Source organism: Streptomyces anatolicus, from assembly GCF_019400875.1.
Classification (GTDB): Bacteria; Actinomycetota; Actinomycetes; order Streptomycetales; family Streptomycetaceae; genus Streptomyces; species Streptomyces anatolicus.
Window position 1 is genome coordinate 1 of record NZ_WMBF01000178.1, and the last position, 12,490, is coordinate 12,490.

General features: G+C 70.2%; 12 protein-coding genes and 1 tRNA gene. 7 read left to right on the forward strand and 6 right to left on the reverse strand.

Going from position 1 to position 12,490, the window contains the following annotated elements; genetic code table 11:
- The first annotated feature begins 177 nt into the window (after positions 1–177).
- Both GKQ77_RS17465 and GKQ77_RS17470 read left to right on the forward strand, forming a co-directional pair.
- The gene (locus tag GKQ77_RS17465) at positions 178–2,622 is read left to right on the forward strand and encodes a DEAD/DEAH box helicase (RefSeq protein WP_219689708.1); all 2,445 of its coding nucleotides are present in this window, start codon (positions 178–180) and stop codon (positions 2,620–2,622) included.
- 142 nt (positions 2,623–2,764) lie between these two features.
- Positions 2,765–2,837 (forward strand) — tRNA-Lys (locus GKQ77_RS17470).
- Between the two features lie 233 nt (positions 2,838–3,070).
- Here the strand turns inward: GKQ77_RS17470 and GKQ77_RS17475 are convergent.
- Positions 3,071–3,262: a hypothetical protein gene (locus tag GKQ77_RS17475; RefSeq protein WP_219689709.1), complete on the reverse strand. Its 192-nt coding sequence runs from the start codon at positions 3,260–3,262 to the stop codon at positions 3,071–3,073.
- Positions 3,259–3,681 carry a hypothetical protein gene (locus GKQ77_RS17480; protein WP_219689710.1) on the reverse strand — a complete coding sequence of 141 codons (423 nt, stop codon included), beginning with the start codon at positions 3,679–3,681 and terminating at the stop codon, positions 3,259–3,261. Before GKQ77_RS17480 ends, GKQ77_RS17475 begins: the two co-directional genes overlap by 4 nt.
- Before the next feature lie 243 nt (positions 3,682–3,924).
- Between GKQ77_RS17480 and GKQ77_RS17485 the strand changes: the two genes are divergently transcribed.
- From GKQ77_RS17485 to GKQ77_RS17495, 3 genes are all read left to right on the forward strand, one after another.
- Positions 3,925–5,043, forward strand: coding sequence for a helix-turn-helix domain-containing protein (locus tag GKQ77_RS17485; protein ID WP_219689711.1), 1,119 nt, complete (start codon positions 3,925–3,927; stop codon positions 5,041–5,043).
- Positions 5,044–5,054: 11 nt separating this feature from the next.
- Entirely contained in the window at positions 5,055–5,645 is a 591-nt protein-coding gene (locus GKQ77_RS17490) for an HD domain-containing protein (RefSeq protein WP_219689712.1), read from the forward strand.
- 124 nt (positions 5,646–5,769) lie between these two features.
- The gene (locus tag GKQ77_RS17495) at positions 5,770–6,342 is read left to right on the forward strand and encodes a hypothetical protein (RefSeq protein WP_219689713.1); all 573 of its coding nucleotides are present in this window, start codon (positions 5,770–5,772) and stop codon (positions 6,340–6,342) included.
- 30 nt (positions 6,343–6,372) lie between these two features.
- Here GKQ77_RS17495 and GKQ77_RS17500 read toward each other — a convergent pair whose 3' ends face one another.
- Positions 6,373–6,657, reverse strand: a complete 285-nt coding sequence (locus GKQ77_RS17500) for a chaplin (protein ID WP_308117696.1) — start codon at positions 6,655–6,657, stop codon at positions 6,373–6,375.
- Positions 6,658–6,945: 288 nt separating this feature from the next.
- Here GKQ77_RS17500 and GKQ77_RS17505 point away from each other — a divergent pair, with 288 nt between their 5' ends.
- Positions 6,946–8,472: an MFS transporter gene (locus GKQ77_RS17505; RefSeq protein ID WP_219689714.1), complete on the forward strand. Its 1,527-nt coding sequence runs from the start codon at positions 6,946–6,948 to the stop codon at positions 8,470–8,472.
- Between the two features lie 185 nt (positions 8,473–8,657).
- On the opposite strand, the gene GKQ77_RS17510 is transcribed toward GKQ77_RS17505, so the two are convergent.
- A complete protein-coding gene (locus tag GKQ77_RS17510) occupies positions 8,658–9,332 on the reverse strand; it encodes a TetR/AcrR family transcriptional regulator (protein WP_308117697.1) in 675 nt (224 codons plus the stop codon).
- Positions 9,333–9,489: 157 nt separating this feature from the next.
- Between GKQ77_RS17510 and GKQ77_RS17515 the strand changes: the two genes are divergently transcribed.
- A complete protein-coding gene (locus GKQ77_RS17515; protein WP_258021469.1) occupies positions 9,490–10,710 on the forward strand; it encodes an acyl-CoA dehydrogenase family protein in 1,221 nt (406 codons plus the stop codon).
- Between the two features lie 27 nt (positions 10,711–10,737).
- On the opposite strand, the gene GKQ77_RS17520 is transcribed toward GKQ77_RS17515, so the two are convergent.
- Both GKQ77_RS17520 and GKQ77_RS17525 read right to left on the reverse strand, forming a co-directional pair.
- Positions 10,738–11,370: a cysteine hydrolase family protein gene (locus GKQ77_RS17520; protein WP_219689715.1), complete on the reverse strand. Its 633-nt coding sequence runs from the start codon at positions 11,368–11,370 to the stop codon at positions 10,738–10,740.
- A 27-nt stretch (positions 11,371–11,397) separates the two neighbouring features.
- Positions 11,398–12,390: a GlxA family transcriptional regulator gene (locus GKQ77_RS17525; protein WP_219689716.1), complete on the reverse strand. Its 993-nt coding sequence runs from the start codon at positions 12,388–12,390 to the stop codon at positions 11,398–11,400.
- Positions 12,391–12,490: the final 100 nt, after the last annotated feature.

Here is a 12,490-nt window from a genome sequence, read left to right on the forward strand (position 1 = left end):
GGTGGGGGGTGCGTATGGTGGTAGATCGTTTGATACTCATTTGCCCGGCGCCGACACAGAAGAGCGCCGCGTGGCGCGTACTCTCCCTTGCCGTGGCTGACCGCATCGAGGCGGTCCATTGCGAAATCACGGAGTTGACGGGCGCGTGCCGAGACTCCGGAAGGTTTCGCATTTCGCATGTCCATTATTAGTTCTGACCACGCCGTCCTGCCCGAGAACGAGGCCGTCGAGGCTCTTGAGGCCGCCGAGGCCGTAACGGTTGCCGCTGAGGCCGCCGAGGCCGCCGAGGTCGTCGAGACCGTCGAGGTCGTGGAGACCATCGACATCGTCGAGTCCGAGTCCGAGTCCAAGGACGTCGCCGAGGTCACCCCCGACGCCGACACCGACGCCGACGCCGACAACGCCTCTGAGGCCGAGGCCGACGCCGACGCCGAGCCCGAGATGACCTTCGCGGACCTCGGTCTGCCCGAGGGCATCGTCCGCAAGCTCGCGCAGAACGGCGTGACCACGCCCTTCCCGATCCAGGCCGCGACCATCCCGGACGCCCTGGCCGGCAAGGACATCCTGGGCCGTGGCCGTACCGGCTCCGGCAAGACCCTCTCCTTCGGCCTCCCGATGCTGGCCACGCTGGCCTCCGAGGGCCGCACCGAGAAGAAGAAGCCCCGCGGCGTCATCCTCACCCCGACCCGTGAGCTCGCGATGCAGGTCGCGGACGCCCTCCAGCCCTACGGCGACGTACTCGGCCTGAAGATGAAGGTTGTCTGCGGCGGTACGTCCATGGGCAACCAGATCTACGCCCTGGAGCGCGGCGTCGACATCCTCGTCGCCACCCCGGGCCGTCTGCGCGACATCATCAGCCGCGGCGCCTGCTCGCTGGAGAACACCCAGATCGCGGTGCTCGACGAGGCCGACCAGATGTCCGACCTGGGCTTCCTGCCCGAGGTCACCGAGCTGCTCGACCAGGTCCCGTCCGGCGGCCAGCGCATGCTGTTCTCGGCCACGATGGAGAACGAGATCTCCACGCTGGTCAAGCGCTACCTGACCAACCCGGTGACGCACGAGGTCGACAGCGCCCAGGGCAACGTCACGACCATGACGCACCACATCCTCATCGTGAAGCCCCGCGACAAGGCGCCGGTCACGGCCGCCATCGCCGCGCGCAAGGGCCGCACGATCATCTTCGTCCGCACCCAGCTGGGCGCCGACCGCATCGCCGAGCAGCTCTGCGACTCGGGCGTGAAGGCCGACGCGCTGCACGGCGGCATGACGCAGGGTGCCCGCACCCGCGTCCTCGAGGACTTCAAGAAGGGCTACGTCAACGCCCTCGTCGCCACCGACGTCGCCGCGCGCGGCATCCACGTCGACGGCATCGACCTGGTCCTGAACGTGGACCCGGCCGGCGACCACAAGGACTACCTGCACCGCTCGGGTCGTACCGCTCGCGCGGGCCGTTCCGGCACGGTCGTCTCCCTCTCCCTGCCGCACCAGCGCCGTCAGATCTTCCGTCTGATGGAGGACGCGGGCGTCGACGCCACGCGCCACATCATCAACGGCGGCGGCACCTTCGACCCGGAGGTCGCCGAGATCACCGGCGCCCGTTCCATGACCGAGGTCCAGGCCGACTCCGCGGGCAACGCCGCGACCCAGGCCGAGCGCGAGGTCAAGGAGCTGACCAAGGAGCTGGAGCGCGCCACCCGCCGCGCCGCCGAGCTGCGCGAGGAGGCCGACCGCCTCACCGCGCGTGCCGCCCGCGAGCGCGGCGAGGACCCGGAGACCGCGATCGCCGAGGCGGCCGCCGCTGCCGAGGCCGTCGTCGAGGCCGCCGTGTCGGTTCCGGAGCAGCCTGTCGCCGAGCGTGTCGAGCGCACCGAGCGTCCGGTTCGCGAGGAGCGTTCTTCCTCGTACGAGAACCGTCGTCCGCAGCGTGACGAGCGCGGCAACTACGAGCGTGACCGTCGCGGCGACCGTGGCGACCGTGGCGGCTTCAACCGTGACGACAACCGTGGTGGCGGCCGTTCCTTCGAGCGTCGTGACGACCGCGGTGGCTCCGGTTCCGGCTTCCGTGGCGGCGACCGTCGCGAGGGTGGCGGCGGGTTCAACCGTGACCGTGGCAACGACCGTGGCGGCCGTTCTTTCGAGCGTCGTGACGACCGTGGCGGCTCCGGTTCCGGCTTCCGCCGCGATGACCGTCCGTCGGGTGGCTTCAACCGCGACCGCCGTGACGACAACCGTGGCGGTGGCTCCGGTACCGGTTTCCGTCGTGATGACCGCCCCTCGGGTGGCTTCAACCGCGACCGTCGCGACGACAACCGTGGCGGTGGCTCCGGCTCCGGTTTCCGCCGTGACGACCGTCCCTCGGGCGGCTTCAACCGTGACCGCCGTGATGACCGCGGTGCCTCGGGCTCCGGTTCCGGTTTCCGCCGCGACGACCGCCCCTCCGGCGGCCACCGCGGCAGCGACCGCCCGTTCAACCGCGACCGCCGCGACGACCGTCCCTCGGGCGGCTTCCGCTCCGGCGGCCACGAGCGCCCGTCGTTCAACCGCCGCGACGACCGCTCCGGCACCGGCACGGGCACCTTCGGACGCCGTGACGACAAGCCGCGCTGGAAGCGCAACGGCTGACGGCACTGAGCCGCGCTGACACTGACAGTGGCCCCCATCCGCACTCGGGTGGGGGCCACTGCCTTTCTTCCGCGACGCTTCCAGGGCGATACCCGATCGGAAGGCGGCCCGTGTCCCGCTATGCTCGGGGGAGCACCACCGAGGACCGTTAGCTCAATTGGCAGAGCAGTGGACTTTTAATCCATTGGTTGTGGGTTCGAGTCCCACACGGTCTACAGAGAAAGCCCAGCTCGGAGCCGCCTCCAGCTGGGCTTTCGGCTGGTTTCGGGGGCTGCCCCGGCCGGGGGCCAATTGGGGGTAGCGGCGTACGAGCGGGCGCGGCACTGGGCACCTGTCGGTGTGGATCCAAACGACGGCGCCGCCCGCCGAGATGGACACCTTCACGGCGGAAGTGCCCGGATGCTCCTTGGTGATCGGCTCGTCACAGCCCCAGCAGAAGCGGATGCCCTCACTCATCCCCGGCCGCCTTCACTCGTCGCTCGGGTGACTGCTCGCCAGCTCCCAGGGTCCGGCGCAGGCAGCAGCCCTTGGAGCAGATGCAGTCCATGGCCTTGCACTTGGCGCAGTCGAAGGTGTGCTTCGCGACAGCCTGACGGATCTCCACCGGGCTCATCTGCGGGGCCCTCGCCTGTGGAGTCACTGCTTTACCCCTTTGCCGACGCTGAGCCCGTACGTGATGAGAGCTGCCACGGTTTCGGGCTCGCACAGGTCGCCCTCGAACCGCGGGGGCACCACCCAGTACGTGCCGGGTGGCCCTGTGCGGCCGATCCTCGGTACGCCGAGGTAGCTACCCGCGCCGAGGCACGGCGCGACAGCCTGGTGTGCCCACGCGCGGTCGGCGCGGGGTTGCATAAGGGCGTAGTACGTGCCGCCCATGGCCAGGTTGTCGTAGATGACGGGGCCGTTGAGGGCCCGGCCGAGGAGCGTGGTGAGCTGCTGCGGGTCGGTCGTGCACATTGCCGCGAGCACTAGCCGTTCGGGGAGGCGGGCCGCCTCGAACCGCTGGCCGAGCGGCATTAGCGCGACGCCACGGTCCGCCCACTCGTGCCAGGCATGCACGGGCGCCCGCTGAGAACGTGCGAGCCAGTCCGCGACCGCTTGGTCTGCCTTCTGCGCGTCCTTGCCTTGAAACGTTCTTCCGTCGTGTGGGGCGGCGGTTCGTTGTACGGGGTTCACGGCGGCACCACTCCTACTACGCTGAGTTGCCGGTCATCACCCCTTGACAGTAGGTAGCGGTGATCGTCGCCAGAAGTGACCGTAGGTACTGGTAAGAGGCCTGCCAAATGGGGGCTAGGGGGCGACATGGAGCACCATGCGCGGTCAACCCTGACTGGCGGTCAGGGAACGCCTGACCGCACCCGAGCGGGCATCATCTCGGGGTACGTCTTCCGTGTGATCCGCGAGCAGCTGGGGCACACCCAGGACGGCTTCGCCGAGGCCTTCGGCGTCTCGCCGGACACCATCTCCGGATGGGAGGCGGGCCGCCGCCCGCTCACCTCAGTGCCGGTCGGGCAGATGCTTGTCCACCGCCACCGTCTGATGCACATGGGAACCAGCCCCGAACTCCTGGCCGCACTGGAGCGAGCCATGGAAGCCGACGCCCTCCTCGCCAGCGCCCTCGACGAGGACGCGCCCACCGAAGCCAGCCCGCTCGGCGCCTGGGTCTTGCAGCGCGACCTCGTCGAAGTTCTGACCTGGCCCCTGACCAATGTGGCTCCGACGCCGGTCAGGAACCTCCCCGCACCGCCGCGAACGCGACGCGGCCCTGTGCCCACGGCACCCGGCCTCCCCGCCGCCGACCGCGCACGGTTCTTCACACGGATGCGGGAGACAGCGGAACAGGCCCGGGGCGGCGGCAGCTTCCTGCTGCGGCGTCAGGCCCTGTATCTGGCAGGGTTTGACGAGGAGAGCGGCACGTCTGACTGGCTGGCCCAACAGCAGACGCTCGTCCGCCCTGATGACTGGCTCACTCGCTGGCTCAACTCTCGTTCGGTCGCCGCTGTCGCAGCTCGACGGGGCGACCGAGACCGAATGGCGCACTTCATCACGCGCACACTTGGTGTCGACGACGCAGCCGAGGCCGCGAACCTCAACTACTGGGCGTACTGGCTCGGCGAGACACCCCACATCCAGCTGTCGGACGATTTCATCGCCTCGCTCGCCCCAGGCGCCTGGCACGGCCATCGCTTGCTGGATCACCTCGTGCGCGGCCTCACCCCCAAGCACGGATTCTTTGATCTCAACGTCCACACCCTGTGGGCCCTGCTGGCCGCGCGCCCCAACTTGCTCCGCGTGCCCTCCCCGGCGGGCACGGCCCTACGCACCCAACTCCCCGTGATGTTGGATGACCTGGAGCTCTCCGCTCAGGCCAGGCGGGAGCTGGAGGGCATTCGGTACGCAATCCGCCTCGCCGAGGCGTGAAAGGGGACACCGTGGCTGACCAGGACCTCACAGAGGTGGCCCACTTCCTGTGGGAGGCAGGCACACTGAAGACCGCGCGCCGAACCGGTTGGTGGATGGCGGGAGTCCGAGACCCGGAGAGCGTGGCCGAGCACGCATGGCGCACGTCCGTGATCGCCTCGGTCATCGCCACGCTGGAGGGCGTCGACGCTGCTCGCGCCGCGCATATGGCGGTGTGGCACGACTCCCAGGAGACGCGCACAGGCGACGTCAATCACCTGGGTAAGAAGTACGCGGCGCCCGGAAACCCCGAGGCGGTGACCGCTGACCAGACGGCTGGCATGCCCGAGGTCCTGCGCACCGCCGTGCGCGCCCTGGTCGCAGAGTACGAGGCCAAGGAATCACCCGAGGCCACCTGCGCACGGGACGCCGACAAGCTGGAGTGCATGCTTCAGGGCCTTGAGTACAGGGCCCAGGGGTACGCCAGCGCTCAGCGATGGATCGACAACAGCCGAGCACGCATCGTCACGGAGTCGGGGCAGCGGTTGGCCGATGAACTGCTCGCGCAGTCTCCCCTGGAGTGGCTGCGTGCCGCCATGGGCGAGAAGGGCGAGAAGGGCTGACCCACTGTGGAGCTCGGTATGGCCTAGGAGCCTCCGGACTTTTGTCCAGTGGTTGGGGGTTCTCGTCCGCGCGTGGTGCGGAGTTCGGCATGGTGGGATTCCGTACCGTCGCGAGGAGGCGTCCATGTGGACCGTGGAGCAGTTCGGGGCCGCGCACGAGGGGTATGTCGGGGCCGTTCTCGAGGATGGGGGCGAGCCGGAGCCCGCGTATCTGGATCCCGGGAGCGGGTCCGCCTTTCACAAGACCCGTGAGTGGTGGGCCTACAGCGGCAGTCTGAACCGGCCGCGGGCCGCGCGGGCGCGCGCCGCCTGTTCTTGTGGGTGGCGAGGGGATGGGGAGTACGTCATCTCGTGGGAGGACGTCGACATCTTCACCGACGCGTTCCCCTCGGCCGAGCCCCTCGGCGACTGGCACCGGCACATCGCCGATGTGGAGGTCCGCACCGTCCCGCTGCCCGCCGCGGTGGCCGCGCTCCTGGAGCAGCTCGACGCGCAGCTGACGCGCCTTGCCGAGGACGCGCCGCTCGCCGCCCTCAAGGCCGTGGCCGCGCTGGAGAGCACGACCAAGCGGATCGCCGGCAGCGCCGCCGCCTACGCCGAGGCCGACGACCTCTCGGGCGAGGTGCTCGGGCGGGCGCTCGGGGTCTCGCCCTCGGACGCCGAGTCGCGGCTGCTGCGTTATCGCCTCACCCGGTAGGCGGCCCAAGGGCGCGGGCCGGGGCTCGGGTCAGTTCGGTTCGCAGGTGTTGGCCTGCGTGGGGTTCAGTGCGCCGACGGCCGCGATGCTGTTGCCGCAGATGTTGACGTGGGCGTGCACCGGGGCCTGGACGAGGTTGCCCGTGCCGGTGCCCGGGGAGGCGATGGCCGTTCCCTTGGCGTGGGCGCCCGTGTCGGTGCCCACGTCGGCGTTGGGCGTGGGGTCCGCCGTCGCCGTGGTGGCGCCGAGCATGAGGGTGACCGCCGCGAGTGCCGCCGCGGCGAGGGTCCGGCGTTTGCTGAAGGGCATGGGCATGGGGGCCTCCACCTGCGTAGGGAGTTCGAGAGCGTCTGTCCTCTGGAGCTTCGCCCGTGCGGCCTCGCGCGGCTCGGCCGGTGGGCCGGTGGGCGGAAGGGGATCGCTCGTTCGTAGCCCAGCCCGTGGGTGAGCCCAGGTGGTCGGGGCGGGGGTTCGGCGCGGGGCGCCGCAGACGTGCGTATGACGTTCGCATCTCGCGTACGGTGTGCGCTCTGCGTACAGTGTTCGCAACGAGAGCACGCCGTACGCAGCGAGTGTGCCGCCTATGTCTTGAGGGGTCCCACGATGGAAGAGCGCCGTCATCCGCGCCGCTGGCTCATCCTGATCGTGCTCTGCCTGAGCACGCTGGTCCTGGTCGTCGACAACATGCTCCTGACCGTCTCGGTCCCGCCGATCGCCGACGATCTGGGCGCGGACGCCCAGGACATCCAGTGGATCATCGAGTCGTACATCCTGGTCTTCGCGGGCCTGCTGCTCACCGCGGGAAGCCTCTCCGACCGGTACGGGCGGCGGCGGGTGATGATCGTGGGGCTCACCCTCTTCGGGGTCGCGTCCCTGCTCGCCACCGTCGCGCAGAACCCCGAACAGCTCATCGCCGGGCGGGTGTTGATGGGTATTGGCGGCGCCTTGGTGATGCCGAGCACGCTGTCGATCCTGATCACCGTCTTCGACGACGAGGAGCGGCGCAAGGCGATCAGCGCCTGGAGCGCGGTGGCCGTGGTCGGCCTGGTCGGCGGGCCCGTCCTCGGCGGTGTGCTGATCGCCCACTTCTGGTGGGGCGCCGTCTTTCTGATGAACGTCCCGATCGCCCTGCTCGCCATCGTCGCCGCCCTCGTCCTGATGCCCGAGTCCAAGGGCCCCGCCCGCAAGGCCGACCCGCTCGGCATGGTCCTCTCGATGGTCGGCATGACCGCGCTGGTGTGGACGATCATCGAGTCCGCCAAGGCCGGGCTCGGCGACATGAGTACGCAGGTCTCCCTCGGCGTCGCCGTCATCGCCCTGGCCGCCTTCGGCATCTGGGAGGTCCGCTGCGACTCGCCGATGGTGCCGCTCGGCCTCTTCCGCGACCGCGTCTTCAGCGGCGCCAGCTTCTCCCTCGTCCTGCTGACCTTCGCCAACGGCGGGCTCATGCTGGTGCTGACCCAGTACCTCCAGTTCGTGCTCGGCTACTCGCCCGCCGAGACCGGCCTCGCCTTCGCCCCGATGGCCGTCGCCACGCTCCTCTTCAACGGCGTCGGCGCCACCCTCGGCAACAAGATCGGCAACCGGCCCATGACCGCCGTCGGCCTCGCCGTCATCGCCGCCGGGTTCGGGGCGCTCGCCTCGCTGCCCTCCGACGCCGAGTTCTGGATGCTCGCCGCGGCCATGGTCCTGATCGGCGTCGGCGGCGGTCTGGCGATGCCGGCCGCGACCTCCGCCCTGATGAGCGCGGTGCCCGCCGAGCACGCCGGGGTCGGCTCCGCCCTCAACGACACCGTCCAGCAGGCCGGGGCCGCCCTCGGCGTCGCCGTACTCGGCACGGTCCTCTCCCGCACCTACACCGGGTCGATGCCCGACTCCGCCCCCGCCGGAGCGGGCCACTCCGTCTCCGAGGCGCTCACCCTCGCCGCCTCCACCGGCGACAGCGCGCTCGCCGCGGCGGCCCGCGAGGCCTTCACCGAGGCGATGTCCGCCAGCTTCTGGGCCGGTGCCGCGGGGGTCCTGGCCGCCGCCGCCCTCGCCGTCCTCCTCATCAGGGACCGTGAGACGCCCGCCGTGCAGGAGGCCGAGGCCGCAGCGGTGCGCGGCGGTGAGCTGACCACGGCGGCCTAGGGCCTGTCTGACAATTCCCGCCTGCCTCGCGACGCCATGCACGCACTCTCGCCGCACCGGGCGCAGAGCCAAGTACGTCCAGTACGAGGCCCTACGCCCGGCACGCCGAGAGCACGCACCTGACGCCGCGAGGCCGCCCTCCGGGCGACGCCGGGAATTGTCAGACAGGCCCTAGGCCCCTTCGGTCAGGCCCCTTCGGTCGTGCCCTCAGGACGCTCGGGGTCCGTGAGCCGCAGACCGTTCTCCCAGATCGTGTTGAGCGTCGTGACCAGCCGCTCGTACGGGATGCGCTGGCCGAGCACGAAGACCATGTAGGCCATGCGGCTCACCATCACGGACAGGGCGTGCGCGGTCACCAGCGGGTCCAGGCTCTTGTCGGCCTCGCCGTTCTCCTGGAGCGTACGGATCAGCTTGGCGTTGCGCCGCGCGAAGGCGTTCCCGCGCTCGATGCGCAGCGCCATGAACTGCTCGTCGATCTGGGCCACTTGCTCGAACAGCGCCATCAGGCGTGCGTTCTTCTTGTACGCGCGCAAGTACTCGCGGTTCGACGCGTCGATGAGCCGGCGCGTGTCGGTGATGCCGGTGCGCTCGCGCAGATGCGGGTGGAGCATCTCCTCCTGCACCTGCTCGACGAGCGCCTGGAAGATCTCTTCCTTGCTGTTGAAGTACGTGTAGAACGACCCGGACGCGACCTGCGCGGCCTTGGAGATGTCGGTGATCCGGGCGTCCAGATACCCGTCGCGTTCGAAGACCTCGCGGGCGGCGGCGATCAGCGCGTTACGTGTCCTGACACCGCGCGCGCTGCGTGGCGTGATCGGTTGCTTCTGGCCGCCGTCCGCGGCCGGGGCCTGGGCAGCCACTGCGATCCATTCGCCGTACGTATCCGTGGCAGCGGATGCTACCAGCCGCCGCCGACTCCCACGGGCCAAGGGCGCGTTCGGGGTATCGGCCCACTCTTGAACCTGAATCCGGATTCAAATACGGTGACCGGACCAGGGTGCGACCAGGGGAGGACTCTTGTTCGACGTCAGCGACAGGGCCAAGGAGTACCAGGAGAGGCTGCTCTCCTTCATGGACGAGCACGTCTACCCCGCGGAGGCGGTGTACGAGGCACAGATGAGGGAGTCGGGCGACCCGCACTTCCACCCGCCGGTCCTCGAGGAACTGAAGGCCGAGGCGAGGAAGCAGGGCCTGTGGAACCTCTTCCACCCCGACCCGCGGTGGGGCCCGGGCCTGACCAACCTGGAGTACGCGATGCTCGCCGAGACCATGGGCCGCAGCGCGCACCTCGCCCCCGAGGCCACCAACTGCAACGCGCCGGACACCGGCAACATGGAAGTCCTCACGCTCTTCGGCACCGAGGAGCACAAGGAGAAGTGGCTGAAGCCGCTGCTCGCCGGTGAGATCGCCTCCGCGTTCGCCATGACCGAACCCGCCGTCGCCAGCTCTGACGCCCGCAACATCGAGATGCGGATGGTGCGCGACGGCGACGACTACGTCCTCAACGGCCGCAAGTGGTGGACGTCCAACGCCCTGCACAAGAACTGCCGGGTCCTCATCGTCATGGGCAAGACCGATCCCGACGGGCCGAGCCACCGGCAGCAGAGCATGATGGTCGTCCCGCTCGATACCCCCGGCGTCACGCTCCTGCGCAACCTGCCCGTCTTCGGCTACCAGGACCGCGAGGGCCACGCGGAAGTTCTCTTCGAGGACGTACGCGTCCCGCACACCGCCCTGCTCGCGGGCGAGGGCGACGGCTTCATGATCAGTCAGGCGCGGCTCGGCCCCGGCCGCATCCACCACTGCATGCGCTCCATCGGCATGGCCGAGCGCGCCCTGGACCTGCTGATCGACCGCGCGCAGTCCCGTACGACGTTCGGCGCACCCCTGTCCGAGCGGGCCAACATCCAGGACTGGATCGCCGAGGCCCGCATCGAGATCGACATGGCGCGCCTGCTGACCCTCAAGGCGGCCCACCTCATGGACACCGTCGGCAACAAGCAGGCCCGCACGGAGATCGCCGCCATCAAGGTCGCCGCCCCCGAGGTGGCGCTGAAGGTCGTCGACCGGGCGATCCAGGTCCACGGCGGCGCCGGTGTCTGCGACGACTTCCCGCTCGCGAGCATGTACGCCCACCTGCGCACTCTGCGCCTCGCGGACGGCCCCGACGAGGTGCACAAGCGCACCATCGCACTGCGGGAACTGCGCCGCCGCGAGACCGAGCGGAACGCGCGGTGATCAGGACAGGTGATCAGGACCGAGTGATCAGGACAAGGCGTCGACGGTCGGTACGACGGTGCCGAACAGGTCGGTGACGGCCGTCAGGGCCGCCGTATGGAGCGCGGCGGCCGACAGGACCGTACCGTCCGGGGCGGTGAGGGCGCGGGTGGCGGTGGCCTCGGCGACGACGGTGGGCCGGTAGCCGAGGTTGAAGGCGCCCTGCGCGGTGTAGTTGACGCACATGTGCGTCATGAAACCGGCGAGCACCAGGTCCTTGCCGCCGCCCGGGGCGACGCCCAGGCCGGTCAGCGTCTTCTCCAGCTCGGTGGCGTGGAAGGAGTTGGGGAACTGCTTGACCACGACCGGCTCGCCGTCCACCGGGGCGACCTCGTCGCTGAGGGCGCCGATGTGCGCGCGGATGTCGTAAGGAGTGTTCTCACCACCGTCGTTGATGACGTGGACCACCGGGATGCCCGCGGCCCTGGCACGCACCAGCAGGCGTGCCCCCGCCGCGAGCGCCGCCTCGGCGCCTTCCAGGGCCATGACTCCGGTGCGGTAGGTGTTCTGGAAGTCGATCATTATCAGGGCGGAATCGCTCAGCCGGGGCGGCTGGTTGTCCAGGCCGATCACGTCACGCAGGGTGGTGGAGACGTGGTTCGGGTGCGTATTCGTGGTCATCGGGGTGCCTTTCATGGGAAATGAGGGTCAGTCGGTGCCGACGCGGAAGCGACGGCGGTAGGCGGCGGGAGTGATGGCGAGCTGCCGCCGGAAGGCGCGGTGAAGGGTCTCCACCGAACCGAGCCCGGCGGCCGCGGCGACCTGCTCCAGGGAGTGGTCCGTGGTCTCCAGGAGGCGGCGGGCCGCCTCGACCCTGGCGGCCTCGACGTACTCGGCCGGGCTGGTGCCCGTCTCCTGTTTGAACACGCGGGCGAAGTGCCGTTCGCTGAGGCACATCCGGGCCGCGAGCGCCGCCGCCGACAGATCGTCGTCGAGGTGCTCGGCGATCCACAGCCGCAGCGCGTCGATGTCACGGCGTTCGGACGCGGGCCGGCTGAGCGGCACCGAGAACTGGCTCTGCCCGCCCTGCCGCTTGAGGAACATCACCAGCTGCCGGGCCACCGCCAGGGCGATGTCCTCTCCCTGGTCCTCGGCGACCAGCGCGAGCGCGAGATCGAGGCAGGCGCTGATTCCGGCGCCGGTCCACAGCCGGCCGCGGTCGGCGCGCACGAAGATCGGGTCCGGGTCGACCGTGACGTCCGGGTGGTCGGCGGCGAGCTGCGCGGCGGTCGACCAGTGGGTGGTCGCCGTCCTGCCGTCGAGGAGCCCGGCCGCGGCCAGCAGATGGGCGCCGACACACACCGACGCCACCCGCCCGGCGCGCGGGGCGGTCTCCCTCAGCCACTGGACGACCTCGCCGTCGATACGGGCGAGCGGGCCGTCGTCGGTCATGTCGACCGCGCCGGGCACCAGCAGGGTGTCCACCCGCCCACGGATCTCGTCGAAGGACACGTCGGTGAGCAGCCGCACGCCCGCCGACGTGCGCACCGGCCCGGCGACCGGCCCGGCGAGGCACACCTCGTACCCCGCGCGGCCCCGCGTCTCCCGGTTGGCCAGCGAGAAGACCTCGGCGGGGCCGGTCACGTCGAGGAGATCGACATCGGGGAAGACCGCGATGACGACGCGGTGTGCGGTAGGCATGCGGCCATCCTCCCGGCCGCCGCCCGATGGCCGCAATGACGATTCCCTGTCACATCCGGACATGCGCTTCAGCCCGCCGGGCCGTACCGCGGCCCGGCCC